General features: G+C 62.3%; 29 protein-coding genes, 1 tRNA gene and 1 riboswitch. Of the genes, 12 read left to right on the top strand and 18 right to left on the bottom strand.

Translation table 11 applies throughout. The features are described 5' to 3' along the window. Window position 1: 1 nt before the first annotated feature. The 4 genes from E4662_RS08765 to ilvC form a co-directional block, all read right to left on the bottom strand. Window positions 2-910: a DMT family transporter gene (locus E4662_RS08765; RefSeq protein WP_240705153.1), complete on the bottom strand. Its 909-nt coding sequence runs from the start codon at window positions 908-910 to the stop codon at window positions 2-4. A 42-nt stretch (window positions 911-952) separates the two neighbouring features. Next, window positions 953-1,594, bottom strand: coding sequence for a hypothetical protein (locus tag E4662_RS08770; protein ID WP_136441168.1), 642 nt, complete (start codon window positions 1,592-1,594; stop codon window positions 953-955). A 110-nt stretch (window positions 1,595-1,704) separates the two neighbouring features. Next, the gene (locus E4662_RS08775) at window positions 1,705-2,292 is read right to left on the bottom strand and encodes a GNAT family N-acetyltransferase (protein ID WP_136441169.1); all 588 of its coding nucleotides are present in this window, start codon (window positions 2,290-2,292) and stop codon (window positions 1,705-1,707) included. A gap of 80 nt (window positions 2,293-2,372) precedes the next feature. After that, the gene (gene ilvC, locus E4662_RS08780; protein WP_136441170.1) at window positions 2,373-3,395 is read right to left on the bottom strand and encodes a ketol-acid reductoisomerase; all 1,023 of its coding nucleotides are present in this window, start codon (window positions 3,393-3,395) and stop codon (window positions 2,373-2,375) included. 146 nt (window positions 3,396-3,541) lie between these two features. Here ilvC and E4662_RS08785 point away from each other — a divergent pair, with 146 nt between their 5' ends. Beyond that, window positions 3,542-3,997 (top strand): Lrp/AsnC family transcriptional regulator, encoded by a 456-nt coding sequence (locus tag E4662_RS08785; RefSeq protein ID WP_136441171.1) that lies wholly within the window; start codon window positions 3,542-3,544, stop codon window positions 3,995-3,997. Next, on the top strand, window positions 3,994-4,449 hold the full coding sequence (locus tag E4662_RS08790; RefSeq protein WP_136441172.1) for an Lrp/AsnC family transcriptional regulator: 456 nt from the start codon (window positions 3,994-3,996) through the stop codon (window positions 4,447-4,449). Before E4662_RS08785 ends, E4662_RS08790 begins: the two co-directional genes overlap by 4 nt. Before the next feature lie 3 nt (window positions 4,450-4,452). Here the strand turns inward: E4662_RS08790 and E4662_RS08795 are convergent, their stop codons facing one another. Then, entirely contained in the window at window positions 4,453-5,208 is a 756-nt protein-coding gene (locus tag E4662_RS08795) for a lysozyme family protein (protein ID WP_136441173.1), read from the bottom strand. Window positions 5,209-5,353: 145 nt separating this feature from the next. Here E4662_RS08795 and E4662_RS08800 point away from each other — a divergent pair, with 145 nt between their 5' ends. Continuing rightward, on the top strand, window positions 5,354-6,481 hold the full coding sequence (locus tag E4662_RS08800; protein WP_136441174.1) for an aminotransferase class V-fold PLP-dependent enzyme: 1,128 nt from the start codon (window positions 5,354-5,356) through the stop codon (window positions 6,479-6,481). Between the two features lie 48 nt (window positions 6,482-6,529). Here the strand turns inward: E4662_RS08800 and E4662_RS08805 are convergent, their stop codons facing one another. The 3 genes from E4662_RS08805 to E4662_RS08815 all read right to left on the bottom strand — a co-directional run bounded on the left by E4662_RS08805 (window position 6,530) and on the right by E4662_RS08815 (window position 8,759). Next, a complete protein-coding gene (locus E4662_RS08805) occupies window positions 6,530-7,720 on the bottom strand; it encodes a UbiH/UbiF family hydroxylase (RefSeq protein ID WP_136441175.1) in 1,191 nt (396 codons plus the stop codon). Window positions 7,721-7,774: 54 nt separating this feature from the next. After that, complete coding sequence (locus E4662_RS08810; protein WP_136441176.1) at window positions 7,775-7,996, bottom strand: hypothetical protein; 222 nt, start codon at window positions 7,994-7,996, stop codon at window positions 7,775-7,777. Window positions 7,997-8,105: 109 nt separating this feature from the next. Further along, the gene (locus tag E4662_RS08815; protein ID WP_338113501.1) at window positions 8,106-8,759 is read right to left on the bottom strand and encodes a pyrimidine 5'-nucleotidase; all 654 of its coding nucleotides are present in this window, start codon (window positions 8,757-8,759) and stop codon (window positions 8,106-8,108) included. Between the two features lie 102 nt (window positions 8,760-8,861). Here E4662_RS08815 and E4662_RS08820 point away from each other — a divergent pair, with 102 nt between their 5' ends. Next, on the top strand, window positions 8,862-9,506 hold the full coding sequence (locus tag E4662_RS08820; protein WP_136441178.1) for a GntR family transcriptional regulator: 645 nt from the start codon (window positions 8,862-8,864) through the stop codon (window positions 9,504-9,506). Between the two features lie 4 nt (window positions 9,507-9,510). Here E4662_RS08820 and E4662_RS08825 read toward each other — a convergent pair whose 3' ends face one another. Together E4662_RS08825 and carA are read right to left on the bottom strand one after the other, a co-directional pair. Continuing rightward, a complete protein-coding gene (locus tag E4662_RS08825; protein WP_240705154.1) occupies window positions 9,511-11,397 on the bottom strand; it encodes a glycosyltransferase family 2 protein in 1,887 nt (628 codons plus the stop codon). A gap of 66 nt (window positions 11,398-11,463) precedes the next feature. Next, window positions 11,464-12,612 carry a glutamine-hydrolyzing carbamoyl-phosphate synthase small subunit gene (gene carA, locus E4662_RS08830; protein ID WP_136441654.1) on the bottom strand — a complete coding sequence of 383 codons (1,149 nt, stop codon included), beginning with the start codon at window positions 12,610-12,612 and terminating at the stop codon, window positions 11,464-11,466. 186 nt (window positions 12,613-12,798) lie between these two features. On the opposite strand from carA, the gene E4662_RS08835 reads away from it, so the two are divergent. Next, the gene (locus E4662_RS08835; RefSeq protein WP_136441179.1) at window positions 12,799-13,260 is read left to right on the top strand and encodes a GatB/YqeY domain-containing protein; all 462 of its coding nucleotides are present in this window, start codon (window positions 12,799-12,801) and stop codon (window positions 13,258-13,260) included. An 81-nt stretch (window positions 13,261-13,341) separates the two neighbouring features. On the opposite strand, the gene E4662_RS08840 is transcribed toward E4662_RS08835, so the two are convergent. From E4662_RS08840 to ctaD, 4 genes are all read right to left on the bottom strand, one after another. Beyond that, the gene (locus E4662_RS08840) at window positions 13,342-14,244 is read right to left on the bottom strand and encodes a hypothetical protein (protein WP_136441180.1); all 903 of its coding nucleotides are present in this window, start codon (window positions 14,242-14,244) and stop codon (window positions 13,342-13,344) included. 22 nt (window positions 14,245-14,266) lie between these two features. Further along, window positions 14,267-14,758, bottom strand: a complete 492-nt coding sequence (locus tag E4662_RS08845; protein ID WP_136441181.1) for a DUF2244 domain-containing protein — start codon at window positions 14,756-14,758, stop codon at window positions 14,267-14,269. Window positions 14,759-14,762: 4 nt separating this feature from the next. Then, window positions 14,763-15,296, bottom strand: coding sequence for a hypothetical protein (locus tag E4662_RS08850; RefSeq protein ID WP_136441182.1), 534 nt, complete (start codon window positions 15,294-15,296; stop codon window positions 14,763-14,765). A 92-nt stretch (window positions 15,297-15,388) separates the two neighbouring features. Then, window positions 15,389-17,062 carry a cytochrome c oxidase subunit I gene (ctaD, locus tag E4662_RS08855; RefSeq protein WP_136441183.1) on the bottom strand — a complete coding sequence of 558 codons (1,674 nt, stop codon included), beginning with the start codon at window positions 17,060-17,062 and terminating at the stop codon, window positions 15,389-15,391. Window positions 17,063-17,398: 336 nt separating this feature from the next. Between ctaD and E4662_RS08860 the strand changes: the two genes are divergently transcribed. Continuing rightward, window positions 17,399-17,608, top strand: coding sequence for a hypothetical protein (locus E4662_RS08860; protein WP_136441184.1), 210 nt, complete (start codon window positions 17,399-17,401; stop codon window positions 17,606-17,608). A 52-nt stretch (window positions 17,609-17,660) separates the two neighbouring features. Further along, window positions 17,661-17,864, top strand: a riboswitch (cobalamin riboswitch). Between the two features lie 129 nt (window positions 17,865-17,993). Next, window positions 17,994-18,296 (top strand): hypothetical protein, encoded by a 303-nt coding sequence (locus E4662_RS08865; RefSeq protein ID WP_136441185.1) that lies wholly within the window; start codon window positions 17,994-17,996, stop codon window positions 18,294-18,296. Between the two features lie 103 nt (window positions 18,297-18,399). On the opposite strand, the gene lipB is transcribed toward E4662_RS08865, so the two are convergent. Further along, window positions 18,400-19,080 (bottom strand): lipoyl(octanoyl) transferase LipB, encoded by a 681-nt coding sequence (lipB, locus tag E4662_RS08870; RefSeq protein ID WP_136441186.1) that lies wholly within the window; start codon window positions 19,078-19,080, stop codon window positions 18,400-18,402. A 3-nt stretch (window positions 19,081-19,083) separates the two neighbouring features. After that, the gene (locus E4662_RS08875) at window positions 19,084-19,869 is read right to left on the bottom strand and encodes a LytTR family DNA-binding domain-containing protein (protein WP_136441187.1); all 786 of its coding nucleotides are present in this window, start codon (window positions 19,867-19,869) and stop codon (window positions 19,084-19,086) included. 64 nt (window positions 19,870-19,933) lie between these two features. Here E4662_RS08875 and E4662_RS08880 point away from each other — a divergent pair, with 64 nt between their 5' ends. The 3 genes from E4662_RS08880 to E4662_RS08890 all read left to right on the top strand — a co-directional run bounded on the left by E4662_RS08880 (window position 19,934) and on the right by E4662_RS08890 (window position 20,969). Then, window positions 19,934-20,476: a DUF2306 domain-containing protein gene (locus E4662_RS08880; RefSeq protein ID WP_240705155.1), complete on the top strand. Its 543-nt coding sequence runs from the start codon at window positions 19,934-19,936 to the stop codon at window positions 20,474-20,476. Between the two features lie 80 nt (window positions 20,477-20,556). Further along, window positions 20,557-20,643: transfer RNA gene (locus E4662_RS08885), tRNA-Leu, on the top strand. Between the two features lie 128 nt (window positions 20,644-20,771). Continuing rightward, window positions 20,772-20,969 (top strand): hypothetical protein, encoded by a 198-nt coding sequence (locus tag E4662_RS08890; RefSeq protein ID WP_136441188.1) that lies wholly within the window; start codon window positions 20,772-20,774, stop codon window positions 20,967-20,969. A 30-nt stretch (window positions 20,970-20,999) separates the two neighbouring features. On the opposite strand, the gene E4662_RS08895 is transcribed toward E4662_RS08890, so the two are convergent. Next, a complete protein-coding gene (locus E4662_RS08895; RefSeq protein ID WP_136441189.1) occupies window positions 21,000-21,719 on the bottom strand; it encodes a ribonuclease activity regulator RraA in 720 nt (239 codons plus the stop codon). Window positions 21,720-21,821: 102 nt separating this feature from the next. Then, window positions 21,822-23,555 carry an L-arabinonate dehydratase gene (gene araD / locus E4662_RS08900; RefSeq protein ID WP_136441190.1) on the bottom strand — a complete coding sequence of 578 codons (1,734 nt, stop codon included), beginning with the start codon at window positions 23,553-23,555 and terminating at the stop codon, window positions 21,822-21,824. Between the two features lie 362 nt (window positions 23,556-23,917). Between araD and E4662_RS08905 the strand changes: the two genes are divergently transcribed. Together E4662_RS08905 and ftsW are read left to right on the top strand one after the other, a co-directional pair. Then, window positions 23,918-24,484 carry a helix-turn-helix domain-containing protein gene (locus tag E4662_RS08905; protein ID WP_136441191.1) on the top strand — a complete coding sequence of 189 codons (567 nt, stop codon included), beginning with the start codon at window positions 23,918-23,920 and terminating at the stop codon, window positions 24,482-24,484. 250 nt (window positions 24,485-24,734) lie between these two features. Further along, window positions 24,735-25,901 (top strand): putative lipid II flippase FtsW, encoded by a 1,167-nt coding sequence (gene ftsW, locus E4662_RS08910; protein WP_136441192.1) that lies wholly within the window; start codon window positions 24,735-24,737, stop codon window positions 25,899-25,901. The last annotated feature ends 61 nt before the right edge of the window (window positions 25,902-25,962 follow it).

Here is a 25,962-nt window from a genome sequence, read left to right on the forward strand (position 1 = left end):
TTCACCGCCCGAACAGCCGTTTGAGCGCCCCCCATTGGCTCAGGAAAACGCCTGCGAGGATCAGCACGAGGGCGACGAGAAGGCTCGCCCGCAGCGGCTCACCCAGCACAAGCACGCCAAGGAAGACCGACCAGAGCGGCACCTGGTAATTTGTCAGGCTCATGAACACGGGCCCGGCGCTGCGGATCACCAGAACGCGCAGCAGGTTCGCCCCGGCGGTTGGCAAAAGTCCGAGAACCGCGACCACGATCAAAGTGTCCCTGTCCGGTAGGGGCGGCGGGCCTTCCATGACAAAGGCCACGGGAATGACCAGGGCGCTGCCGATGATCAAAGGCACCGCCGACAGGCCAATGGGATCCACCGCAGGCATGCGCCGCATGGTGACGGAACTGATCGCGTAACAACTCGCTGCCGCGACACAGGCGAGCCGCCCAAAGGGTTCCAATGCGCTGCCGCTCGGGGCCAGCGCCTCCGGGCCGATGAGCACCGCGACCCCGACAAAACCGATGAGAAAGCCGATCAACCGCCGCAGGGTCATCTGTTCTCCGGGGACGAGGAAATGCGCCAGCGGCAGCACCATCAGCGCAACGGTCGCCATGGAGACCCCGGCAAAACCCGAGGTGACATATTGCAACCCCCAGGACAGCAGCATGAAAGGCACGGCGGTGGACAGCAGGCCGACGTTCAGCATCGCGCCCCAGGCGCGTTCCTCGGTCAGGAAGAGACGGCCACCCATCCACAGCCAGACAGCCACGGTCAACACGGTTGCAAACCCGATGCGCCCGGCGGCGAGCCAGTAGGGGGTGATCCCCTCCAGCGCGATGTCGATGAACATGAAGGTGGCGCCCCAGACCAGCCCGAGCGCCAGCACCATGGCCCAGCTTTTGGGCGTGATCTCAGGTGTTTGCATAAGAGCGGCGTATCGGCAAACGCCGCCCTTCGCAAGCGGCGGTCAGCGGGTTTTGTCTCTGCGGCGCAGCACGGATCCCAGTCCCAAAGCGCCAAGCAACAGCAGCCCGCTCGCGGGAATTGGCACTGCGGCGGCGGTCGGGGATTCCATTGTGAAAACACGGACGTAATCGCCGGGGCTTCCGGCGCGCAGATCAATGTAGAGACGGTTTGGCTCGCCGGAGGTGAACCAGACGGAATCCACCGATTCGAGCCCGCGCAGGCTTGGGTTTAGGTAAGTCACGCTGTTATTGATCAGGAAGTCGGAGGCCGCGAGGTTTACCGTCGAGGTCGCCACGCCGTAGATCTCTGCGTCAAACTCGACCCAGCCCAAGGCCTGCCGTGTCGCTGTTCCCGGCGGGTCGAAAAACACGTAGTGGCTCGCCACTGTTTGCCCGGCGAGAGGGTTGGTGCCGATATCAACGGAAATCTCGGAGGGAATAACGATGTTCTGGTCTTCGTTGAAGGCGTAGAGGTTGTAGTTGTTGAAGGTGTCGTTGCCGACGCTGAAGCCGCCGCCGCTCAACTCCAGGAAAGAGCCGCCGTTGGTCAGGGCCGCGCCTCCGGTGATCGCGCCGCCGACAACTACCGCAGAGGCTTGCGTGGCAAAAAGGGCCGCAGCAGCGGCCAGGGTGGTAATTTTCATATCAATCTCCAAAGCAAAATACGCGCAAAAATTGTACGCGAGTCGAATAGTCACCGCGTAAGGCTACATGATTCGCGTTGGAATCCAAAACCGGGGCAGACGGTAAAGCCTTAAAGGCTCACAAACGCCAATGCGGTGACAAGCAGAGCCGCGCCGCAGGCCCAATAGATCCATGGCTTGCGCTGGCCTGCGTTTGGCATGCCAAGTCCTTTGCCGGGGTGGATCATGATGTGGATCGGTTTGTCCACATCGGTGAACCCGTGCTCGCGCCATTCCAGAAAACCGGACTTGCGGAACGCGCCGCGGGAGGCAAGGTTCCAATCGGCGATTGTCGCCGCGAGATAGGGCCAGCCGTCCGCGTCCTGCGCGGCGATGGCTTCGGTCAGAAGCGCAGGCGCGATGCCTTTGCCGCGGTGCTGCGGGTCGACCCAGATGTCGTTGACGAAGGCAATGGTGCTGCCGTCCTCGGGCGCGGTCAGAAGCATGTAACCGGCAAAAGCCGCGTCAGAGCGCGCCGCAAAGACCCGGTGGCGCGCGCTGCCCGTCAGAGCGTCCATCAGGAAGACCTGCAAATCCGAGTCCTCGAATCGCTCTTTCCCGCCGGTTGTCGCCGCCCGGTGAATCCGGAAGGTCTCTTTCGCGGCAGCGAGAATTTCGTCCTGAACATCCGGTCCGGCCGGTATGATCTCCAGCGACATGCGCGCTCAAATCCCTCAAAGAAAAGACGGCGCATTGCTGCGCCGTCTCCAGTCTCTATCAAATCCACAAAGATTTGGTATCAGTTCTTGGACTTGTCGACCATTTTGCCTGCGGAAATCCACGGCATCATGCCGCGCAGTTTCGCGCCGGTGGCTTCGATCTGGTGCTCGTCGTTGTGACGACGCGATGCCTTGATGGTCGGCTGGCCGACGGCGTTTTCGAGCATGAAGTCACGCACAAACTTGCCTTCCTGAATGTCGGTCAGAACCTCTTTCATCCGGGCCTTCGTCTCGTCGTACTTGAGGATACGCGGACCGGTGACGTACTGGCCATACTCGGCGGTGTTGGAGATGGAGTAATCCATGTTCGCGATGCCGCCTTCGTAGATCAGGTCCACGATCAGCTTCACTTCGTGCAGGCATTCGAAATAGGCCATTTCCGGTGCGTACCCGGCTTCGACCAGCGTCTCAAAGCCGCAGCGGATCAGCTCGACGAGGCCACCGCAGAGAACCGCCTGCTCACCGAAGAGGTCGGTTTCGCATTCTTCACGGAAGTTGGTTTCGATGATGCCCGAGCGGCCGCCACCGATGGCGGAGCAGTAGGACAGACCGATTTCCAGCGCTTTGCCGGTGGCGTCGGTGTCAACAGCCACGAGGCAGGGCACGCCGCCGCCTTTGGTGTATTCGCCGCGCACGGTGTGACCCGGGCCTTTGGGCGCCATCATGATGACGTCAACGCCTTCTTTCGGCTCGATCAGGCCGAAGTGCACGTTCAGGCCGTGGGCGAAAGCAATGGCTGCGCCCGGCTTGATGTTGTCATGCACGTATTTCTTGTAGGTTTCAGCCTGCAGTTCGTCGGGCATGGTGAACATGATCACGTCACACCAGGCCGCCGCTTCTGCGATGCCCATGACCGCGAGGCCTTCGCCTTCGGCTTTCTTGGCGGACGGGGAGCCTTCGCGCAGGGCAACAACGACGTTTTTCGCGCCGGAGTCGCGCAGGTTCAGCGCGTGGGCGTGGCCCTGGGAGCCATAGCCGAGGATGGCAACTTTCTTGTCCTTGATCAGGTTCACATCGCAATCGCGATCATAGTAAACGCGCATGTCGGGTCCTTCCTTCATTCTTTGCGTTTGTTATTTTGGTTGACGCGCACTTTAGGCTTTGCAGGGCGAGAGTGTTTGCGTTCTTCGAGTGTTTTTGCCAAAGAGATGAGAAATCATTCCCCATTTCTTGGATTGGCGGGTTTTTCATGCTTGATGACACGGATCGGCGCATACTGCGCTACTACCAGTCCGATCCGGAATCGGCCTCGGCGGATCTTGCAGAGCGGGCTGGCGTGACGACCTCGACGCTGGCTCGGCGGCTGGAGCGGCTGCGCGACAAGGGGATCCTGCGCGGGGTGCGCGGGGTCATTCACTGGCCTGCGCTGGGGTACGAGGTGGCGGTGTCTTTGCGCGTGACGCTGGACAAGACGCAGGCGCGGGCGTTTGACGAATTTCTGGACGCGGCGAGAGACGTGCCGGAGGTGCTGGAGATCCAGACGTTTCTGGGGCAGGTGGATGTGCGCCTGTCGGTGATTGCCCGCGATATGGGCCATTACCAGCAGCTGTATCGCGAGCGGCTTCTGACCTTGCCGCATATCGCGGACATCGAGGCGCTCATGCATGTGGCCCAGCTCAAGACGCAAGAAAGCCTGCCGCTATGATCGCTCTGGACGATACCGACCGTGCCATCGTGCGTGCCTTGTCGGCGGATATGACAACAAGCGCTGGGGCACTTGGGCGGCAGTTGGGCCTGTCGCAACCGGCCTGCTGGCGGCGGATCAAACGGTTGCGCGAAGCGGGCGTGTTCCGCGCGGCGCGGCTCGACGTGGATGCGGCGGCGCTGGGGTTTGGCGTGACAGTGTTTCTGGGGGTGAAACTCGCCGCGAAGGGGCAGGTGAGCCTTGAGGATTTCGAACGCGCGGTGACGGCGATCCCGGAGGTGCAGACGGTGGAGCATGTGCTCGGCGCCTATGACTACCGCCTGCGGGTGGTGGCGCGGGACATTTCGGATTTCGAGCGGGTGCTGCGGCGGCGGGTGCTGACCTTGCCGGGGGTCGGGAACATCGATGCCAATGTCCTGCTCAGTGAAGAACGCCGACCGGGGCCATTATAGGCTTCACGCTTCCGGGAAAATCGCCTTCATCTCGCGCTCGAAGCGGGCCCAGCTCATCGTCGCCTTGTTCCCGGCATAACCCGCATAATGTGATTTGCCCGTGGAATTTGGCAGCCCGGCCCAGATCTTGGCGATGTTGTTCATGAAATCGCGGCGCGAGATCCGGCCCGCCATCATGCCGCTCAGGCCCGCCTCGGCGAGCAACTGATCGGCGAGCCTGTCCTGCAGCTGTGGCGAGAACCGCTCGGACGGATCGACGCCCAGTTTCTTGACCAGCCGCCGCAGGGTGGCCGGGATGAACTGGTAACGGCCAATGGCATGATGCTGGCCCGGCGTCGCCTTGATCCAGGTGTAGATCTCCTGCACCGTCATGGCGGTGGGCCGCTTTGGCGGTTTGATCTTCGCCGCCCAGACCACGGCGTCATAGCCCTTGGCTCCGGCTTCGGCCTGGGCGATCAGGTGACGCAGACGCTGGATGGGCGTGCCGCCAACCGTAGGAGCGGCTATTGGGCCAACCGCGCGCGCAGGCTCGGGGCGCGGACGGGGCGGCAAAGGGGCAAAGAAACTGCCGCCTGATTGTCCGGTAAACAGGCTGGCCGTGGCCGGACCGCTTTTTGCAGGCTCAGCCAAGGCCACAAGTGGCCGTCCGCCGCCCCCATGCAGGAACACGCCAATCGGCTCCGCCCGGCCAAGGTGCGGCACGGTAAGGCCGACAAGACAGAGCACGGCAAACAGCAGCACGCGGAACATCAGAGGCATTCTGCCCTCATCATCATTTCGTCACGGCCCAGCATGTCAGCGACCGGTTGAGAAATCCTTGCGATTTGCCGTTTTGCGCCATTACGGGCTGACAGCGCCCCCCCGGCTGCGCTAGGCAAGGGCAAACCAATTGGGAGGACGCGCCATGGGTGCTTTGCTTGACACTGTTGATCCGAATGGAATGGACGAGTTTTCCGTGGTCTTTACGGACCGCTCCCTGAACCATATGTCCGTAGATTTTCAGGGGGTTATGCGCGATATTTCATCCATGCTGCGCGAGGTGTATCACGCGGATGGCGTGGCGCTGATCCCCGGCGGGGGCACCTATGCGATGGAAGCCGTCGCGCGGCAGTTTGCGCGTGGGGAAGATGTGCTGGTCGTGCGCAACGGCTGGTTCTCTTATCGCTGGAGCCAGATTGTCGAATCGGCTGACCTGACCAAATCCGCCACGGTGATGAAGGCGCGGCAGACCGGCAACGCCAAGGACGCACCTTTCGCGCCCGCGCCGATCGAAGAGGTCGAGGCCAAGATCGCCGAGGTCAAACCGGCCGTGGTCTTTGCGCCGCATGTGGAAACCTCTGCCGGGGTGATCCTGCCGGACGCCTATATCACCCGCTTGGCTGCGGCTGCGCATGCGGTCGGGGCGCTGATGGTGCTCGATTGCATCGCGTCGGGCTGCATCTGGGTGGACATGCAGGCGACAGGGGTCGACGTGCTGATCTCGGCGCCGCAAAAAGGTTGGTCTTCAACGCCTTGCGCCGGTTTGGTGATGCTCTCCGAACGCGGTATGGCGCGGCTGGAAGAGACCACAAGCGACAGTTTTGCTGTCGACCTGAAGAAGTGGCAGCAGATCATGGCAGCCTATGAAAACGGTGGTCATGCCTATCACGCCACAATGCCGACGGACGGGCTCAAGATGTTCCGCGACACCATGGCGGAGACCAAGGCTTATGGCTTTGCCCGGTTGAAATCGGCGCAATGGGCTTTGGGCGAGAAAGTGCGCGCGATGTTTGCGGCCAAAGGGATAAAGTCCGTGGCTGCGGATGGGTATGGCGCGCCCGGCGTGGTGGTCAGCTACACCGCCGACCCCGAGATCCAGTCGGGCCGGGCCTTTGCGGCGAAGGACATGCAGATCGCGGCGGGTGTGCCGCTGCAATGTGACGAACCGGACGGGTTTTCGACCTTCCGGATCGGCCTTTTTGGTCTCGACAAGCTCTATGACGTGGACGGCACCGTGTCCCGCCTCAAGACCGTGGCGGACGAGGTCCTGTAAACAGCAAAACCCGATAAGGCCCCGGATCAGGTCCGGGGCCGTCTCTTGCTATCCGGCGCCCAAACCCAATTGCATCAAGGTTTTGCGCACCGGCTTTAATGTATAAAGCGCGTCCAGGGCCTTGGCCCGCGCATCCCGCATCATCGGGTTCGACAGCATCGACGTCTTGTTCAAAAGCGTGATCCCGGCAACGCGCGCGCGAATGTCGGGCATGCGTTTGCGGCTGTAGGCGTCGAGCATTTTGGCATCCCCCAGCCGCTCCGGCGCGGCCACGGCGAGGTCCAGCAGCGCCGCCATATCCTTCAGTGACATGTTCAGCCCCTGCGCCCCGATGGGCGGCACCACATGCGCGGCCTCGGCCACAAGCGCAAGCCGTTGACCGCAGAGCGCTTCGGCCTCCTGCGCGATGATCGGCCAGATGGTCCGGCGCGAAGCGAGTTTCAGAGGCCCGAAGAGATGGCAGGACCGTTCGGACATTTCCGCCTCGAACTGGTCCGGCTCAAGCGCCAGGAGGCGCTCTGCCTTTGGCCCTTCCTCCATCCAGACAATCGCGGAGCAGGGGCGTCCGTCACGATCGGGCAGGGGCACCAGCGTGAATGGCCCGCCGGTGCGGTGAATCTCGGTCGAGACATTGCCGTGCGGGATAGGATGGGTGACGGCAAAGGCGAGCGCCTTCTGACCAAAGCGGGTTGTCTTGACGTCGATCCCGGCCGCCTGCCGCATCGGCGAGGCCCGCCCGTCGGCGGCAATCACCAGACGGCAGCGCACACGGGTGCCATCGGACAGGCCAACGCGTGCCTCGCCTTCACGGGTGAAGAGCGAGGTTGTTGCGGTGCCGGGGCGAAAGGTAACGCGGTCCATCTCCGCCAGCCGGGCCACCATTTCGCGGCGCAACAGCCAGTTGGGCAGGTTCCAGCCAAACGGTTCGTCCGAGATGTCCTGGCTTTCGAAGTCCTTGATAACACGCGGTTCCGGCGTCTCGCCGCCCGCGTCGACAATGCGCATGACTTCAAGTGGCATGGCATGGGGTGCGAGCCGCTCCCAAAGCCCGGCGTTTCTGAGGAAAGTCTGCGCGGGCTGCAAGAACGCGGTTGTCCGCAGATCCGCCCCCTCCGCGCCGCCGTCCATCACCGGCGGGCTGGGGTCCACGCAGAGCACGTCAAACCCTGCGGATGCAAAAGCGGCGGCCGCGGTCAATCCCGCAATGCCGCCGCCCGAAATGACGATGTCATGATCCATGGTCTTTCTCCTTGCCCCTGATCTAGGGCGCTTGGAGCAAAAAGACCATGCGGCTTACTTGCCGAAGGTGAGCAGAAGCAGCACCGCATAGACAACCGGAACCATGGCCAGTCCGGACATGGCGAGGCCGGGCAGGCCGAAGGTTGCGGTGATCACGGCCACCAGCGCCACGAACAGAACGACAACCAGAAGGATGCCCATGTCGCCGGACAGGAAGCCTTTCGTTTTCTCGGTGGCTGTGCTCTGGGGCGCGGTCTGGGCGTCGGTCATGGACATAAGGTGTCTCCTGCAAAGATGATTTGCGCAGACACTTAATGGTTTTCGGGCGTGCGAACACGTGCGAAATGTCGCATGTGTCAAGCTGTCATGGATGCCGGGTTGCGCGTTACGTGCGAGGCGAAATCTGCGATAGGAATTCTGCCAAGTCGTCCGTGTGATGGTGGATATGCGGGTGCGGGGCAGGATCCGGCGCTACGTGCACCGTGCGCATCCCCATGGCATGCGGCGCGGCGAGATTGCGGGTGTCATCTTCGAACATCGCCGCTTCTTCCGGATCGAGCCCATCGCGTCTGAACACGGTCTCAAAGGCGGCGCGCTCCGGTTTCGGCGCATAGCCCGCATGTTCCACACCATAGATCGCGTCAAACGCTGCATCCAACCCGCGGGCCTGCAAAACCTGCGCCGCATAAGGGGCGCTGCCATTGGTATAGACGATCTTGCGGCCGGGCAGGGCGGCGATCAGATCGGCGAGATGCGGATCCGGGGTCAACGCGTCAAAGCGGATGTCGTGCACCTCTTCGAGGTAGGCATCGGGATCAATTTTGTGCTCGCGCATGAGGCCCGCCAGCGTGGTGCCGTGCGCGGCCCAGTAATGCTTGCGAAGACGGTTGGCCTCGGGGCGATCTTCGCCGGTGACCCGCATGACAAAATCCGTCATCTTGACTTCGATCTGATCGAAGAGGCGCACCGCCGGCGGATAAAGCGTATTGTCGAGGTCAAAGACCCACGCGCGGACATGAGAGAAAAACGATCTGGCCATGGGGCAGACCCTAAGCGCTTCTGCCCCCTGTGGCAAAGGGACGCTTGCTTGCGCTAAACCTATGGGGATAGGCTGCGCGGACGCGAGATTGGGAGAACAGACATGGCGCATACGCGCATGCCGCAAAAAGACGCTTACACCCTGATACTGGAGGCGATCGACAGTGGCGTCTATCGCCCCGGCGATCGGCTGGTGGAATCGGAGCTTGCGGAGCGTTTCGGCGTGTCCAGAACGCCAATTCGGGAGGCATTACAAAGGCTTGAGACCCAGAACCTGCTCACGCGGGACGGGCGCTCGCTGATTGTTGCCTCGCTCGATCACAATCAGATGGCCGAGCTTTACGCGGTGCGTTGCGAGCTTGAAGGTCTGGCGGCGCGGCTTGCGGCGCGGCATGCAACCGAGGAAGAAATCCAGGTTCTGACGGACATGATCGAAGAAGATCGCGCGCTTCTGGATGATCCCAGCGCACTCAGCCGGGCCAACCGGCGGTTTCACAAGATGATCCATCTCGCCTCGCACAACCGATTCCTCGTGCAGCAGCTGGACCTTGTGCATCGCTCCATGGCGCTCATGGCCACCACGTCGCTCGCGGCGGATGGTCGGGGCGAGGTGGCCTTGGCGGAACATGCGGCGATTGTTGACGCGATTTCGAAGCGGGATGAGGACGCGGCATACGCGGCGCTCAAGAACCATATTTCGGTGGCTTTCGTGACGCGGCTCAAGCTTGATTCGCTGAACCACAACTGATCCGTCAGTGATCGGTAGGCACGTCCGACCCCGGCGTGTCCGGGGCGGAATGCCCGTGCTGCGTCTTGTCCCAGTAAAACGGGCGGAACAGGGTCTCGTAGAGAGCCTTGTAGAGCGCAATTGTCCCGAGCGGGAAATAGGCGAAGAGGGTCGGCACCCAGAGCGTCAAACCGCGATGCGGACTGCGCGCCACGGCGGCAAGGCCGATCACGATGGAAATGGCTTCCGCGGTCAGGAAAATCACGGTCAGGGCCACGATTGTGCCGCGGGTCAGGTAGCCGTCCAGCGGGTGCGGCAGGCCAAACATCACAAGCCAGAACGACCAGAGCACCGGGGCGAGGGCGAACTGTATCAGCGTGCCGAGCAACAAGATCTGCATTCCGGCAAACCGTTTTGCCCCCAGTTCCTGCCATAACTTGCGCGGCCGTCTTGTATGAACCCACCAGGTGATGCCGTAGCCCTTGAGCCAACGCGATCGTTGCTTGATCCAGGGCCAGAACCGGTTGTTCGCCTCCTCGCGGGTGGCAGTGGGGATCAGTTCGGTGACAAAACCCATGCGGGCGAGGCGAAAGCCGAGATCAGCATCTTCGGTCACGTTATGGGCGTCCCAGCCCTGAACTGCTTCCAGCGCTTCGCGACGAAAGAAGATCGTCGTGCCACCCAGAGGCACGGCCAGTCCCATCCGCGCGAGACCGGGCAGAAGAATGCGGAACCAACTGGCGTATTCGACAGCAAAACAACGCGACAGCCAATTGGCGCGCGGGTTGTAGAAGTCCAGAATACCTTGCAGGCAGGCCACGTTCGGCGGTGCCCGGCTGAAATGGGAAGCGACGCGGGTGAGTTGGTCGGGCGCGGGCGCATCCTCTGCGTCATAGACCCCGATGATGTCACCCCGCGTGTATTTCAGGGCGTAGTTCATGGCGCGGGGTTTGGTTGTGACGGTGCCGGGGGGCACTTCGATCACGCGGCACCACGGCGGTAAGGTCGTGCGGGCCAGCGCCTCATGGGTCTGTTTGTCCTCCGCTTCCAGCACCAGAACAATGTCCAGCAAGGCCTTGGGATAGGTCAGGCGCGTCAGGCGCGCGATCAGAGACCGCGCGATTTCTTCTTCCTTGAACAAGGGGACAAGGATCGAAATCGATGGCGGGTTGGACGGCAGTTTCGGCGGCTTTGGCGCGGTTTTGGACCGGGGCAGGGCCAAGAGCGCCAGCAGCTTCATGCCTTGTGTTACGATCAGCGAGCCAAGCGCCAGCAATAGCGCGGTGCCGAAAAACAGGGCAGGGGCAAAGGCCAGTCCGACAAGGCAGAGGGTGGTGGCCAGCGCCGCGATCACGATGCCGCGCCGATCCGCGCTGTTCATGTCGCGGCAGCTGTCTTCGGGCGCACGCCAGGATTCGGCCTGTTCGGCCAGAGCCGCGCCGTAGGTCTCGGCAATTTCGTCGTGAATGTCGGCCTCAAGCGTCAGGCCCATCATCACCGGGCCGATGTCGCCCGGCAATTTGTCCATCAGGGCCTCAAATGCGTCCGGCCGCGCCGTGGCCAGCAGCAGTGTCTCGCCCACGCGCATCCAGGGCAACACGCCATGGGCCAGACAGAATTCCGGGGGCAGCAGCGTACTCAGCGCCGGGTCAGGCGGCGTGGTTTCCCGGCGCACGATCATGGCGGCATAGGTCTGCGCCTGCGCGCTCAGAATGTCCTCGCGGCTGGCAAGCGCCTCCGCTTCCAGAACATGGGCAACCGTCTGACCGGTGCGCTTGGCTTCCGCAAGCGCGCCCACCATCGTGCGCGGCGCAACGCGGCCGTCGTCTATCATCAACTGCGACAAGGGTTTGCCGCGGTTGTTGTCTGCCTGCGCGAGGCGATCGTCTGTCCTATGGCTCTGTGTGCTCATGGGCCACATCTCTCCCGATGCACCCATCAACACCAAAAAGGCTTAAGACTTTGTTAAATTAACCTTTTATGCAGCGGCCATTGACGCAGCGAAACGCTCGAAGAGATAGAAGCTGTCTTGCGGCCCCGGACTCGCCTCTGGGTGGTGTTGAACACTGAACACCGGGCGATTTTCCATGCGAATTCCGCAGTTACTTCCATCAAAAAGAGAAATGTGAGTTTCGACAACGCCCTCGGGAAGGCTCTGACTGTCCACGGCAAAGCCATGGTTCATCGACGTGATCTCAACTTTTCCGGAGGAATTTTCCTTAACCGGATGGTTCGCGCCGTGGTGGCCGTGATTCATTTTGATCGTTTTCGCACCAAGCGCGAGCGCGAGCATCTGGTGGCCAAGACAGATGCCAAAGACTGGCAGTTCGGTCTTGTCCAGAAGGCTCTGGATCATCGGGACCGCATAGGCGCCTGTCGCTGCCGGATCGCCGGGACCGTTGGAGAGGAACACGCCATCGGGCTTGTGCGCCATCACATCCTCGAAGGTTGCCGTGGCGGGCAGAACCGTCACGTCACAGCCGGCAGAGGCGAGGCAGCGCAGGATGTTGCGCTTGGCGCCGTAGTCCACGGCCACAACCTTGTGCTGCGGATTGGTTTGCGGCTTGTAGCCGTCGGGCCAGGCCCACCGCATCTCGTCCCAGCGGTAGCTTTGCGAACAGGTGACTTCCTTGGCCAGATCCAGCCCTTCGAGACCGGAAAACCCGCGCGCGGCGGCCACGAGCGCCTCGATGTCGAAGTTGCCCTCCGGGTCATGCGCCATGGCCACATGCGGCGCACCCTGCGCCCGGATGGCGCGGGTCAGTCGGCGCGTGTCGACGCCGCCGATGGCGATCCGGCCGCGCGAGGCGAGCCAGTCAGAGAGTTCCTGAACCGCGCGCCAGTTGGAGCTCTGCGTTGGCATCCATTTGACAACCATGCCCTCGGCCACGGGATCGGCGGTCTCGTCGTCCTCCGGCGTGACGCCGGTGTTGCCGATGTGGGGGAAAGTGAAGGTCACGATCTGGCCCGCGTAAGAGGGGTCCGTCATGATTTCCTGATAGCCGGTCATCGCCGTGTTGAAGCACAGCTCGGCAGTGCATTGGCCTGTTGCGCCAAAGCCTTGGCCGTAAAAAAGAGTTCCGTCGGCAAGCGCGAGGCAGGCGGTCGGTTTTGGCGCAGAGGACATGGCAGCGACTCCGGTCATGTGGGGCAAATTGCGCGGAACCTAATGCGGGCGCAGCAGAGGGTCAAGGGGCTGTGAAATTTGTGTTTTCCTTCAAAAACAGTATGTTAGGTGATTGCGTTGCAGTTGCGTCAGGCGGGTGCATTCGATAGTGTCCGAACTTGTGCCGAAATAGGGGATGTGAGGCTGATGGAATTGCGCGCCAAAGTGAACGAGGCGGTCAAGCAGGCGATGAAAGACAAGGCCAAGGACCGCCTGTCGACGCTGCGCTTGATCAATGCGGCGATCAAGGACCGGGACATCGCGGCCCGGGGGGATGGCAACGAACAGGGCGTCGGCGAGGCCGAAGTGCTTGCGATCCTTGGCAAGATGGTCAAGCAGCGCAAGGAAAGCGCCAAGACTTACGAAGAGACCGGACGTCTGGATCTGGCGGAGCGCGAGCTTGGCGAGATCGAGGTGATCGAGGAATTCCTGCCGCGCGCGTTGAGCGAGACGGAAGTGGGCGAAGCGGTTGCGGCGGCCATTGCGGAAACCGGAGCGGAATCGCTGCGGGACATGGGCAAGGTCATGGGCGCCTTGAAAGCCAAGTACACCGGGCAGATGGACTTCGGCACAACCGGCGCATTGGTCAAACAGAAGCTCGCATCCTGAGTGGTTTCGGCCCGCTGGCGCGGGCCGACCGGCGCGCCGCCTGCGGCGGCGCGGAAAAGTCTTGGAAAGACTTTTTGGCGCTTACACCGGCGGAAACTCGTCTGCGATGGCCGACAGCGTGGCCTCATCGGTCACGCGAAACCGTTCGACAAAGCGGGTCTTGAAGCCGACGCGGCCACGGCGCGCCCCGAAGTTCTCCCCATGGTTCAGCACATAAAGCACGGACGGACGCGCCAGCGGGCTGAGCGCGCGCGTGGCCAGTGCCGCGAGGTAGGGGAACATGCGGTGTTCATGCGCGGTCATCGCCTTGAGGAACGCAGCGCTTTCCGGCTGTGACGGATCGTGCACAACGGCGGCGCAGGAGCCGCAGAGCTTCCAGAAAGGTTTGCGCATCGGCTTGGCAAAGCTGCGCGGCCCCGCCAGCGCATATGCGCCCGTGGCGTGGTCCATGACAAAGCCGCTCTCCACGAGATAGCCGCCGGGGGCCTGCCGGGTCAGCATCTCGGACACGGCACCTTGCCGCAGCAGGTCATCCGCGTCGAAACTCATCACGTAACCCAGTGGCAGCTCCATTTGGCTCAGGTGGTCGCAAAGCGCCGCGAGTTTGCGCCACTTGTCATTGCCCGGCGTCGGATCGTCAAACGGCAGGTAGCTGATGCGCGGGTCGTCCGGCAGAGGCGGGCGCTCCTGACAGCAGATCACGGCGCGCCAGTTTGGATTGTCCTGCGCAAGGAAGCTGAGCAGCGTTGCCTGAAGACGATCGGTCACCGCCTGCCAGTCCTTGACCGGACCGGGGCCGACAAGCGGGATAAGAAAGGTCACTGTCTCGCGCCGCCCCGTGGGCATGGGCAGGGCCCGCAAGGCCAAGGCCGCCCGTTCGCTCTCGGCCTTGGCCCGCCCTTGCGTGGCGGCGTGGCCAAACAGGGCTGCCGACAGGCGCATCATTGCGCGGTGACTTTTCGGAGTGGCCGGAACCTGCGCCATGGGCGGTCCTTCTTGGATGCGATCAGGGGCGGCTGATACGCCGCAGGGTGCCGTCCAGTTCGGAATACAGCGCCTTGCGCTCGTCTTCGCTCAGAAACGCGCCAACCTCAACCTCTCGTCCACCGCCTTTGAGCGTGACATAGAAGGGGACCGGACCGCCTTTCGGGTGCAGGTTGGCCTCGACCCAATAGGTATTGCAGGCCCATTCCTGCACATCACCCTTGGGATTGGTGCGACTCAGGTGCGTGTTCTCATGGCTGATCGTCAACACTTCGAGGATTTCCCGATCCCGCGCGTTGCGTCGAAGCGCGTAGTACAGCGCGGCGGTTGCGGCGAGCATGAAGGGCAGCAACCCCCAGAGCAGCACAGTGCCAAGCATGGCGTAGAGCGGCAGCGAGGCAAACAGAAAGAAGCCAAGGATCAACGCGGCAAATCCCGCAGGCGGCAGCGAATTATGCGGCCAGGCGCGCAGCTCGGCGGTATTGTCTGAGGTGTCGGTCCAGGTGTGGGGCATAGGTTTAGTCGGTTCGTGCGTCTGTCAGGATGAGATGGGAGATGTCGCCCGCTATCAACAAATCAAGCAGATCCGTCATTGCAGCGATAGGGGCTGTGCCGAAATCGATACATGCAGCCTCCCCGTTGAAAACAACTGAATGAATTGCAGCGCCGTGGCCTGCCTCCACGTCATATCGTTTGGCTTCAATATCTAGCCAGTGAGTGAACCACTTCTCAAATCCGGGAAGGTCCGACGTGACAGGTGAAAGGCAAATCGCGTCCCAAGTCAGTGGGGCGGCGCTGATTTCAAGCGACTTATAGCCGTAGTTGCCTCTGGGACTGTAGTTCATTTCCGATGGTGCGAATTCCACAACAGAACCGTCTTCGGTCAAAGCATCGACGACGTAGAGCTTTTTATAGACTTCTGCCTTCTGACTCAGTTCAAACCCAACTTCCGCCTGCACTCCGGCGTGCTTGGTCTGCAGTTCGGCGAGGCCGGCTTCAAAGCGCTCAAGGTAGCCGGTTTGCAGCGAGAGCAACAAAGAAAAGAAATCCATGGCGTGACCTGACAAAGGGGGCAGAGGCGCTTCAAACAAAAGGCCCCGCTTCGCAGCGGGGCCTTTCGGTTTTCTTTCAAAGGTCCCGGCGCTTAGTGCGCGTGGCCTTTGTCCCAGTCTTCCTGCTTCGGCAGCTGCTCGAAGGTGTGCTCCGGCGGCGGCGAGGGCAGGGTCCACTCGAGGGTGTCCGCGTACTCGTTCCACGGGTTGTTCTCGGTCACGCGGGCGCCGCGGGTGAGTGCGTGCCAGATGATACCGAAGAACAGCAGGAACGAGGCGAAGGAGATGAACGCACCCCAGCTCGACACGTAGTTCCAGAATGCGAAGGCATCCGGGTAGTCGATGTAGCGGCGCGGCATGCCCTGACGGCCCAGGAAGTGCTGCGGGAAGAAGGTGAGGTTTGCACCGATGAACATCAGCCAGAAGTGGATCTTGGCGAGCGGTTCGGAGTACATCCGGCCCGTCATCTTCGGCAGGTAGAAGTACACACCGGCGAAGATTGCGAACACGGCACCAAGGCTCATCACGTAGTGGAAGTGTGCAACCACATAGTACGTGTCATGGTACGCCCGGTCGACACCTGCCTGGCTCAGCACCACGCCGGTCACGCCGCCCACGGTGAAGAGGAACAGGAAGCCGAAGGCCCAGAGCATCGGAGCTTTGAGGTCGATGGAGCCGCCCCACATGGTGGCGATCCACGAGAAGACCTTCACCCCGGTGGGCACCGCAATGACCATGGTGGCCAGCATGAAGTAGGACTGCTGGGTCAGGGACATGCCGACGGTGTACATGTGGTGCGCCCACACGACAAAGCCAAGCGCGCCGATCGCGATGATCGCCCAGACCATCGGCAGGTACCCGAAGACCGGCTTGCGGCTGAAGGTTGCGATGACGTGGGAGATGATGCCGAAGCCCGGCAGGATCACGATGTACACTTCCGGGTGACCGAAGAACCAGAGGATGTGCTGGTACAGGATCGGATCGCCACCGCCCGACGGATCGAAGAAGGTGGTGCCGAAGTTACGGTCGGTCAGCAGCATGGTGATCGCGCCCGCCAGAACCGGCAGGGACAGCAGGATCAGCCAGGACGTCACGAAGATCGACCAGGAGAACAGCGGGACCTTGAACAGGGTCATGCCCGGGGTCCGCATGTTCAGGAAGGTGGTGATCATGTTGATCGCGCCCAAGATCGACGAGGCACCGGAGACGTGCACCGCGAAGATCGCGAGGTCCATGGAGTAGCCGCCTTCACCGGTGGAGAGCGGCGGGTAGAGCACCCAGCCCACACCGGAGCCGAGCTGGTTGTTACCGCCCGGGGAGAAGACCGACAGAACCGCCAGCGAGGTACCGGCCACGTAGAGCCAGAACGACAGGTTGTTCATCCGAGGGAACGCCATATCCGGCGCGCCGATCTGCAACGGCATGAAATAGTTGCCAAAACCGCCGAAGAGGGCGGGGATGACGACGAAGAACATCATCAGGATGCCGTGGCCCGTGATCATCACGTTCCAAAGGTGTCCGTTCGGGGTACACTCGCCTGCGGCGGCGGCCGTCAGGCGCCAGCCTTCCAGACACATGTATTGCACGCCGGGCTCCATGAGCTCCATGCGCATGTAAACAGTAAAGATAACGGATACGAGACCGGCGAACGCGGACACGATCAGATACAGAATCCCGATGTCCTTGTGGTTCGTCGACATGAACCAGCGGGTAAAGAACCCGCGGTCGTCGTGATGGTCGTGGCCGTGAATGGCGGCGTCTGCCATTGGGTGCCTCCTGGTTGCCTCTTGCCAAACGCAGCCCGACGGGGGGAATCCCCCGGCGCATGCGTCATTCCAATCGTGTTTTAGAATGTGAGGTGGGGCTGGGCAATGGCGGTATTTGACACAGGTCAAACATTTTTGTCGCACCCCGGTTGATCTGGATCAGGGCGACCAGGGCGCGCGGGATCAGGGGTTTTGCCGTCAATGGTCAGGAATTCCGCACCCGAAATGGGCCGTTTCTGGCGCTTGGGTCGGGCTTTCCTGACTGCCGCCGGGCGGTTGGCTGCGGCATGTTGGGTCCATCTGCTACACCGACGACCCTAAAGGACACCCGCTGCCATGGCCCTCTTTGACACCGCCCTGACCCCGCGCCCGTCGCTCCTGAGCCGCCTGTCCCGGCTGCTGGAGACCCCGTTTGATCAGCGCAGCCGCGCGATCGCCGAACGCGCCGCCTATCTGCGCAGCCTCTCGGATGCGGACCTTGCGGCCTTGGGGCTGACCCGGGACACCATCCTGCCACATGTGTTCAAGCGCCAGACCGCGCGCTGACACCAATTGCCGCGCCGCAACACTTCGATGTTGCGTTGCAGCGCCCTCTCTGCCACCCTCCACCCATGACAGTGACCTGCCTCACCGAGGGCAGGTCTGAAAAGGGAACGCCGGTGCGGCTCTGTGAGCCAAGTCCGGGACTGCCCCCGCAACTGTAAGCGGTGAGCGATCCGTCAAAGCCACTGGCACTATGCCGGGAAGGGACGGGGAGCGATGACCCGCAAGTCAGGAAACCTGCTGTCAAACGCCGCCGACCCACGGCGGCACGCAACGTAACCCGGGCGGGGTGCCTCGGGCAGGATGCAGGCTTTGACGCGGGCAGATTCCGCGCTTTTGCTTTGTCTTGTCCCGGCTTTCTGCCTGAACCCATCGCGCGGAGGGCGCAATGAACATCGCAAGAACCTTGAACGGGCTTATGGCCCGCAACCTGACACCAGACCGCGCCCGCGAATTGGGCCAGCTGGGCTATATGCAATGGCTGGGAACGCTTCCGGCCAATGCGGACTACGTGAAAGAAGCCGGCAAAGCCTATGCCTTTGCGGAGGAATTCATCGACACGGACCCGGCGGTGGCCGCCTTCTGCGCCCTGGTGCGCGCTTCGCAGCACAGACCACTGCAGCCGCTCGATCTTGCGCTACCCAAAGCCAAACGCCGCGGCGGCGCACGGTCCAGACGCCTGTCGATCTGACCCCACGCGCAGCCGGTTTCTTTGGGCCGGTAAATACCTCGGGGAGTCGCAGCCCTGCTGCGACGGGGCTGGCCCCGTAGAAAAATTTTGCCCCGACAAAATTTTACCCGGCCTGATCACAGACGTGATCGCGCCGGGCTTCCATGACCTCGTCAAACTGCCGCCGCAACGCCACGTCGAGATCGTCCATACCAACTGGCAGGCCAAGATCGACGAGAGAAGTCACCCCGAACTCGGTGATGCCGCAGGGCACGATTCCGTCGAAATGCGACAGGTCCGGCTCCACGTTGATGGAAATCCCGTGGAAGCTCACCCATTTGCGCAGGCGAACGCCGATTGCGGCGATCTTGTCTTCCGCCATCAGCCCAGACGCCGTCTTGGGTCGGTCCGGCCGTTCGATCCAGACGCCGACGCGCCCGTCGCGAATGTGCCCGGTAAGGCCAAATTCACCCAGCGTCGCAATCACCCAGGCCTCCAGATCGCGCACGAAGCAGCGCACATCGCGGCCGCGTTTGGTCAGGTCCAGCATGACATAGACCACGCGCTGGCCGGGACCGTGGTAGGTGTACTGGCCGCCGCGCCGCGTTTCATAAACGGGAAAGCGATCGGGATCGCGCAGGTCTTCGGGCGAGGCGCTTGATCCGGCGGTGTAGAGCGGCGGATGCTCCAGCAGCCAGACGCACTCCTCGGCCTCACCTTTGGCAATCGCCGTGGCACGGGCTTCCATGAAGGCCAGAGCCTCTTCGTAATCGGTCAGCCCGTCGCTGATCTTCCACTCTACCATGCGTTACCGGGGCAACAGCCCCGCCTCCTTGATCCGGGGCACATTCGCCCGGCTGACCGGCACCTCCGCGCCGGTTGTCATTGTCAAAATCGCCCGGTCGCCTTCGCGCCGGACGCTTGTCACCTGATCAAAGGCCGCCCAGTGCGAGCGGTGCACCTGCGCGCCCGGGGTCGCCCCGATCTCGCGCACCGCATCGGACAGGCGCATCAGGATCAGTTCTTCGCCGCGCAGCGTCCGAACACGCACATAATGATCTTCCACCGAAAGCGCCACCAGCGCAGCCCGTTTGTCCAAAGGCAAACGGTCAAGGATGGGCGGCGGGGCAGGGGGCGCGGTGTCTTGCGGCGCTACGGCATCGGGACGGACGTGCCGGGACGCCACGTGCAGCGCGCCCGTGACGATCACCGCGATGCCGAACACCGTGCCAAGGAACTCCGGCAGGTCTTTGGGCGACGGCACCCAGCCGAACACAAGGGCATTCACACCCATAACAAGGACGCAGATCACCGCCCCGATGGCCAAAGCTTCGATTGCGACGGCGGGGATCAGGGGCATGCTGTGCACGGCCTTGCGCACCAGCGTGCTGACCAGAAAACCCGCTGAATAGGTCGCAAGGACAAGTGCCAGCCAATAAAGGACGCGCCCAGGCAAGGACAGCAGATCATCGGTGCCAAACGGGCCTGCCAGCGCAAGGATCACCCCCACACCGCCCGTCACCACAAGCGTCACCGGATGGGAAAAATGTGTCCGCCATTCACGAAGCGCGGATTGCGGCTGGCTGTCACTCACGAACGGATCCCTCTTTTTCACGCAATGGACATGGCATGGCGCGGCGCGGCTTGTCTAGGCAGGCATGACCCCTTCAGACCGCGAGGACCTCATGACCTTCGAGCCTTTCCTGACCGCCCCGTTCATCATCCAGATCCATGCAGCTTCTGCCTTTCTGGCGATTGTGCTCGGGCCACTTGCCCTGCTGCGCAAGCGCCGCGACCGGCTTCACAAACTGGCCGGGTACACTTGGGTGATCGCCATGGCGATCACGGCGCTGTCGTCCTTTGGCATTCACGGCTTTGGCCTCATCGGCCCGTTTAGCCCGCTGCATCTGCTGGCTGTGCTGGCGCTCTGGTCGCTCTGGCAGGGAATGCGCTGCATTTTCGCGGGCGATATTGCCGGGCACCGGGCGGCGATGCAGGGGCTGTACTGGCGCGGGCTTTGCGTGGCGGGGCTGTTCATCTTTCTGCCCGGCCGTACGCTCTCCCGCATGGTGTTCCCCGAGGCGCAATCGCTTGGATATGGGGTTATCGTCCTTGGCGGTCTGGCCCTCCTCGCACAATGGTGGATGAGCCGGAAACCCCGCACAAAGGCGCGGATTGGCAGCCCGGTTCAGCGCGTTTGAAGAAACCGCAAAAAGGCGCATTTTTCCTCTTCACATCCCCAGCGGCCTTCTGTAGAGAGCCTCCACCAAGTCAAGACAGTGCGGTCGTGGCGGAATTGGTAGACGCGCAGCGTTGAGGTCGCTGTGGGGTAACTCCCGTGGAAGTTCGAGTCTTCTCGACCGCACCATCTCTCCCCCTTCGGAAGATGAAACAGGCAGAGGCCCCAAGGTGGCCGATGTTTGATGTGCAGCCGGTTCGCGCTATCCTTTTGTCTCACAGATTGAGCTCATCAATCCATGAGAAAGGACGTTTGCCATGCTCTACCCTGTTGCCAACCTGGACGGAGACAAGCTCAAGGCCCTGCAGGATCTGGAAGCCGAAATCGGCGCGCCGGTTGTTGCGCTATCAGCGATCGAGGCGCATACCGCCAAGCTGTCCGGCGAAAAACTCCAGAAGTTGAAAACGCTGGAAGACGAACTTGATGTTGTTCTTGTGGCCGTTCAGGCGCACTGAGCATCGGCGCCTTGGCCCAGGATCCGCGGTTCAGCGGCCGTTTTCCTTGCGCCAGGCTTCGAAGGCGGTGAGATTAGCTTCGTCCGTTGCGGGGTACAGGCCAATGATCGACTGGCCCGCTTTGACGCGATCGACCACGAAGTCCTCGTAAGCGGTCATTTCGGTGGCCTCATTTGCGATCTCATCGGCAAGATGTGCCGGAATGATGATCACATTGTCCCCGTCACCCACGACGATATCGCCGGGAAAGACCGGCGCGTCGCCGCAGCCGATCGGCACATTGATGTCGATGGCTTCGTTGATTGTCAGGTTCGTCGGGCTGGATGGGCGGCTGTGGTAGGCGTGGATGTCCAGCGCCGCGATGGTCTGGGCGTCGCGAAAACCGCCGTCTGTCACCACCCCTTCGCCGCCGCGCATCATCAGGCGCGTGATCAGGATATCCCCGGCGGAGGCGGCGCGGGCGTCCTTGCGGCTGTCCATAACCAGAACATGGCCTTCTGGGCATTGCTCGATCGCTTGGCGTTGCGGGTGCTCCGGGTTGCGGAATTCGGCCAGCGTATTGCGGTCTTCGCGCGCGGGCATGTAGCGCAGGGTAAAGGCCGGGCCGACCATGTTGCGGCCCTTTTGTGACAATGGGCGCACGTCCTGAATGGTCTGATTGCGCAACCCGCGTTTGTAAAGCGCGGTGGCCAGCGTGGCGACGCTGACATGGCGCAGCTTTTCGATGGTGTCAGGGGATACGTCGGTCATCTGTCTGTCCTTTGGATGGGCCGGGGCAGAGCCCCGTCCTACGATGGCGTGGGAATGCGGCGCGGTTGCTCTGCAATCTGCTTGGCCGCGCTTGCGTGCGTGTCAGTTGATCTCCGGCTCCGGCACAGGCCCGCCGAAATCCGTGCGCAGGAAGTCGAAGTCACAGCCTTTGTCCGCCTGTTCCACATGCTTGCTGAACATCTGACCGTACCCGCGCTCAAAGCGCGGCGGCGGCGGCGACCACGCCTTGCGGCGCTCGGCCAATTCCTCGTCCGGGACATCCACCCGCAGAATGCGGTTCGGGATGTCCATTTCGATTATGTCGCCGGTTTGGATCAAGGCCAGCGGCCCGCCGATATAGGCTTCGGGCGCCACGTGCAGGATGCAGGCGCCATAAGAGGTGCCGGACATGCGGGCATCCGACAGGCGCACCATGTCGCGGTGGCCGTCTTTAAGCAGCGCTTTTGGCATCGGGATCATGCCCCATTCCGGCATGCCCGGTCCGCCCAAGGGTCCGGCATTGCGCAGAACCAGAACATGATCTGGTGTCATCGGGTAATTCTCATCATTGATGATGGATTTCAGGGCGTCATAGCTGTCCGCCACGATGGCCGGGCCGCGATGAGTTTGGAACTTCGGGTCCATGGCGGCGGGTTTGATCACCGCGCCATCGGGGGCGAGGTTGCCCTTGAGCACCGCGAGGGAGCCTTCGTGATAGACCGGGTTCGACAGAGGCCGGATCACATCGTCATTGTAGTTGACCGCGGGCGCGATGTTCTCGCCCATGGTTTTGCCGTTCACCGTCATCACCGAAAGATCGAGCTTGCCCTCCAGTTCTTTCATCAAAGCGGGCAAACCGCCGGCATAGAAGAAGTCCTCCATCAGGTAGTCTTTGCCGGAGGGGCGGATGTTGGCGAGGACAGGCGTGGTACGGCCGATTTCGTCCAGATGTTCCAGCGTCAGATCAACCCCGGCGCGGCGGGCCATGGCGATCAGGTGGATGATCGCGTTGGTCGAGCAGCCCGTGGCCATGGCCACGGTCACGGCGTTGCGTGTGCTTTCCCATGTCATGATCCTGTTCGGGGTCAGGTCTTCCCAGACCATGTCGACGATGCGCCGCCCGCATTCCGAGGACATGCGTTTGTGGCTCGCGTCGGGGGCGGGGATCGAGGATGCGCCCGGCAAGGTGAGTCCCCAGCCATCGGCGATGGACATCATCGTCGAGGCCGTGCCCATGGTCATGCAGGTGCCATAGCTGCGCGCGATGCCACCCTGCACACCCAACCATTCCTCTTTGCCGATGGTGCCCGCGCGGCGCTCGTCCCAGTATTTCCAGACATCCGTCCCGGAGCCGAGCTTTTGCCCGGCGTAGTTGCCACGCAGCATGGCCCCGGCGGGCAGGAAAATGAACGGCAGGTTCATCGAAACCGCACCCATCACGAGCGCCGGGGTGGATTTGTCACATCCGCCAAGCAGAACAGCCCCGTCAATCGGGTGCGAGCGCAGGGTTTCCTCGACCTCCATGGCCCCCATGTTGCGATACAGCATGGAGGTGGGTTTCAGGAACTGCTCGGCAAAGGAATGCACCGGCATTTCCACGGGCGTTCCGCCCGCCATCAACACACCGCGTTTGACCCATTCGGCGCGGTCCCGCAGGTGATGGTGGCACGGGGAAAGATCCGACCACGTGTTGATGATCGCAATGACGGGTTTGCCTTCCCAGTCATCGGCGGACCAACCCATTTGCATGGCGCGGGAGCGGTGGCCCATGGAGCGCAGGTCATCGGGGGCAAACCAGCGCGCGCTGCGCAGGTCTTCGGGTTTCTTTGTCGTCATGTCCGGGCCTTTGGGTCTGCCATGCCCGCAAGTGACCATTCCGGAGGCCATCCGTCCAGTACAAAGTGTCGCAGGCGCATGCGGGAAGAGCGTGGCTTTGGCGCAAGCGGGCGGAGGTTTCGTCCATCTTGCGCAGCGGGTCAGCGCGGGTGGGCGCAAAGCCCCGGCTGGAAAAGGTCACGAGTATCGCAAGTCACCTTGGGGCGACTGGGCCGTATATAGCTGGAAACAATTGGTGGTTTGAGCAGGAATTAGGTGGCCTGGAGAAACAATATGGGAATGCCTTTGCCTCGTATGCCTTCCCTAAGGTAATCTCGGATCCGGGAAGGATTCCCGTGTTTTCGCCAAATCGAGTGAGTGCCATGGCAACTGATTTGACTGAACGGCTGTCCGATTGTCTGGCATCCCTGCGGGCCGCGCGGGGGTGGACGCTTGACCGGTTGGCCTCTGAAAGCGGGGTCAGCCGCGCAGCGCTGTCGCGGCTGGAAAATGCCGAGGTCAGCCCCTCTGCCGATGTCCTGTCGCGTCTCGCCGGGGCCTATGGGGTGACCCCGTCGCGCTTGCTTGGCATGGTCGAAGAGGGTTTCGTCGCCCACATCCGCCGAGATGATCAGGCCGTGACCCGTGCGGCCACCACGGGCGCGTCGCAGCGCAGGGTTTCCCCGGCGGCTCGCGCGTTGGCAGCAGAAGTTCTGGAGTGCCGCCTCTCGCCCGGCGCGCATTTGGAGCAAGCTTTGCCGCCTGTGCCGGGACAGGAGCATCATCTGGTGATGATCTCGGGGTATATGGCGGCGGAGGTTGATGGGCGGGGTTATGATCTGGAGCCGGGAGACGCGCTGCGCTTTCGGCCCTACGGCGCGCTGCGGTTCGCGACGCGGCCGGGGCAGGGGGCGAAGTATGTCTTGTGCCTGATTTCGGGGAGTGGGTGACGGATCCTGGCGTGAAAGGCGTCTCATCTCACCATCGGCGCGGCTCGTGCCTTGCATAGGAGGTCCCGGACTAAGGCCGGGACGGGGTCTGCTCGATGACCAGAACTGATCAACCGAGTCTCAACACCTCTTTACCCCCATCTCTGGCCCGCCCCGTTGACGAAACTCTGGCTTCACGGCCAAAACTGCGCTAGACTCCCTCTCAGACCCGGAAAACCGGGCGATGTGAGGCAGTACGAGCGGTGTTCCCATGACTGAGATGGTCTATGGATCGGTGCCGGTGCGCGATGGCGAGCCGGTTTTTCCGAAATGGTGGCGGACGGTGGACAAGTGGACCTTGTCCTGCATCCTGATGCTCTTTGGTGTGGGGATCCTTCTCGGGCTCGCCGCCTCTCCGCCGCTGGCGGAACGCAACAATTTCGCGCCTTTCCATTACGTGCAAAGACAGGCGCTGTTTGGCGGCATGGCCATGCTCGCCATGATCCTGACCTCGATGATGTCGCCTACGGTGGTGCGCCGCCTTGCGGTGCTGGGCTTTCTCGGCGCGTTTGTGGCGCTTGCGTTGCTGCCGTTTCTGGGCACGGACTTCGGCAAAGGCGCCGTGCGCTGGTACTCGCTCGGCTTTGCCTCGGTGCAGCCTTCGGAGTTTCTGAAACCCACCTTCGTGATCGTCGCCGCCTGGCTCATGGCCGCCGCGCAGGACCTGGGCGGGCCTCCGGGACGGCTTTACTCCTTTGCACTCATGGTGGCGATTGTCCTGATGCTGGCTTTGCAGCCAGACTTCGGGCAGGCCTCGCTGGTGCTGTTTGGCTGGGGCGTCATGTGGTTCGTCGGCGGCGCGCCCATGCTCTTGCTGATCGGTCTTGCCGGACTGGTCGTGCTGGCGGGCAGCTTTGCCTATAACAACTCCGAACACTTCGCGCGCCGTATCGATGGTTTCCTGTCGCCCGATGTCGATCCCACCACGCAGCTAGGCTACGCTACCGATGCGATCCGCGAAGGCGGGTTCTTCGGCGTCGGCGTCGGTGAAGGGCAGGTGAAATGGTCCCTGCCGGATGCCCATACGGATTTCATCATCGCCGTGGCCGCCGAAGAATACGGGCTGGTGCTCGTGCTCGCGATCATTGCTTTGTATGCCACAATTGTGGTGCGCTCGATGATCCGCCTGATGCGGGAACGCGATCCGTTTATTCGTCTTGCCGGGACCGGCCTTGCCTGCATGTTCGGTGTTCAGGCGATGATCAACATGGGCGTGGCCGTGCGTCTGCTGCCTGCCAAGGGCATGACGCTGCCTTTCGTCAGCTATGGCGGCTCGTCGCTGATTGCGGGCGGGATTGCGGTTGGCATGTTGCTGGCTTTCACCCGAACCCGGCCCCAAGGCGAGATCGGGGATATTCTGCGAGGTCGGTTGCGCTGAGTGCTCAGCCCTTGTGCGGGCAGACAGGGGAGTTTCGGGTATTGAGCCAGGAAGAAGCACA

Origin of the sequence: Pacificoceanicola onchidii (assembly GCF_004804335.1) — a bacterium.
In the GTDB taxonomy this organism is placed as follows: Bacteria; Pseudomonadota; Alphaproteobacteria; order Rhodobacterales; family Rhodobacteraceae; genus Pacificoceanicola; species Pacificoceanicola onchidii.

What these genes read in the sequence shown, in the direction of transcription:
- E4662_RS08825 (WP_240705154.1), bottom strand. Translation starts at nt 11,397, where the DNA reads ATGAGCACACAGAGCCATAGGACAGACGATCGCCTCGCGCAGGCAGAC.
- E4662_RS08805 (WP_136441175.1), bottom strand. Translation starts at nt 7,720, where the DNA reads ATGGATCATGACATCGTCATTTCGGGCGGCGGCATTGCGGGATTGACC.
- E4662_RS08840 (WP_136441180.1), bottom strand. Translation starts at nt 14,244, where the DNA reads ATGGCGCAGGTTCCGGCCACTCCGAAAAGTCACCGCGCAATGATGCGC.
- E4662_RS08800 (WP_136441174.1), top strand. Translation starts at nt 5,354, where the DNA reads ATGGGTGCTTTGCTTGACACTGTTGATCCGAATGGAATGGACGAGTTT.
- E4662_RS08795 (WP_136441173.1), bottom strand. Translation starts at nt 5,208, where the DNA reads ATGCCTCTGATGTTCCGCGTGCTGCTGTTTGCCGTGCTCTGTCTTGTC.
- E4662_RS08770 (WP_136441168.1), bottom strand. Translation starts at nt 1,594, where the DNA reads ATGAAAATTACCACCCTGGCCGCTGCTGCGGCCCTTTTTGCCACGCAA.
- E4662_RS08835 (WP_136441179.1), top strand. Translation starts at nt 12,799, where the DNA reads ATGGAATTGCGCGCCAAAGTGAACGAGGCGGTCAAGCAGGCGATGAAA.
- E4662_RS08820 (WP_136441178.1), top strand. Translation starts at nt 8,862, where the DNA reads ATGGCGCATACGCGCATGCCGCAAAAAGACGCTTACACCCTGATACTG.
- E4662_RS08815 (WP_338113501.1), bottom strand. Translation starts at nt 8,759, where the DNA reads ATGGCCAGATCGTTTTTCTCTCATGTCCGCGCGTGGGTCTTTGACCTC.
- carA (WP_136441654.1), bottom strand. Translation starts at nt 12,612, where the DNA reads ATGTCCTCTGCGCCAAAACCGACCGCCTGCCTCGCGCTTGCCGACGGA.
- E4662_RS08905 (WP_136441191.1), top strand. Translation starts at nt 23,918, where the DNA reads ATGGCAACTGATTTGACTGAACGGCTGTCCGATTGTCTGGCATCCCTG.
- E4662_RS08810 (WP_136441176.1), bottom strand. Translation starts at nt 7,996, where the DNA reads ATGTCCATGACCGACGCCCAGACCGCGCCCCAGAGCACAGCCACCGAG.
- araD (WP_136441190.1), bottom strand. Translation starts at nt 23,555, where the DNA reads ATGACGACAAAGAAACCCGAAGACCTGCGCAGCGCGCGCTGGTTTGCC.
- E4662_RS08845 (WP_136441181.1), bottom strand. Translation starts at nt 14,758, where the DNA reads ATGCCCCACACCTGGACCGACACCTCAGACAATACCGCCGAGCTGCGC.
- E4662_RS08850 (WP_136441182.1), bottom strand. Translation starts at nt 15,296, where the DNA reads ATGGATTTCTTTTCTTTGTTGCTCTCGCTGCAAACCGGCTACCTTGAG.
- E4662_RS08775 (WP_136441169.1), bottom strand. Translation starts at nt 2,292, where the DNA reads ATGTCGCTGGAGATCATACCGGCCGGACCGGATGTTCAGGACGAAATT.
- lipB (WP_136441186.1), bottom strand. Translation starts at nt 19,080, where the DNA reads ATGGTAGAGTGGAAGATCAGCGACGGGCTGACCGATTACGAAGAGGCT.
- E4662_RS08895 (WP_136441189.1), bottom strand. Translation starts at nt 21,719, where the DNA reads ATGACCGACGTATCCCCTGACACCATCGAAAAGCTGCGCCATGTCAGC.
- E4662_RS08765 (WP_240705153.1), bottom strand. Translation starts at nt 910, where the DNA reads ATGCAAACACCTGAGATCACGCCCAAAAGCTGGGCCATGGTGCTGGCG.
- E4662_RS08890 (WP_136441188.1), top strand. Translation starts at nt 20,772, where the DNA reads ATGCTCTACCCTGTTGCCAACCTGGACGGAGACAAGCTCAAGGCCCTG.
- E4662_RS08865 (WP_136441185.1), top strand. Translation starts at nt 17,994, where the DNA reads ATGAACATCGCAAGAACCTTGAACGGGCTTATGGCCCGCAACCTGACA.
- E4662_RS08880 (WP_240705155.1), top strand. Translation starts at nt 19,934, where the DNA reads ATGACCCCTTCAGACCGCGAGGACCTCATGACCTTCGAGCCTTTCCTG.
- E4662_RS08785 (WP_136441171.1), top strand. Translation starts at nt 3,542, where the DNA reads ATGCTTGATGACACGGATCGGCGCATACTGCGCTACTACCAGTCCGAT.
- ilvC (WP_136441170.1), bottom strand. Translation starts at nt 3,395, where the DNA reads ATGCGCGTTTACTATGATCGCGATTGCGATGTGAACCTGATCAAGGAC.
- ctaD (WP_136441183.1), bottom strand. Translation starts at nt 17,062, where the DNA reads ATGGCAGACGCCGCCATTCACGGCCACGACCATCACGACGACCGCGGG.
- ftsW (WP_136441192.1), top strand. Translation starts at nt 24,735, where the DNA reads ATGACTGAGATGGTCTATGGATCGGTGCCGGTGCGCGATGGCGAGCCG.
- E4662_RS08790 (WP_136441172.1), top strand. Translation starts at nt 3,994, where the DNA reads ATGATCGCTCTGGACGATACCGACCGTGCCATCGTGCGTGCCTTGTCG.
- E4662_RS08860 (WP_136441184.1), top strand. Translation starts at nt 17,399, where the DNA reads ATGGCCCTCTTTGACACCGCCCTGACCCCGCGCCCGTCGCTCCTGAGC.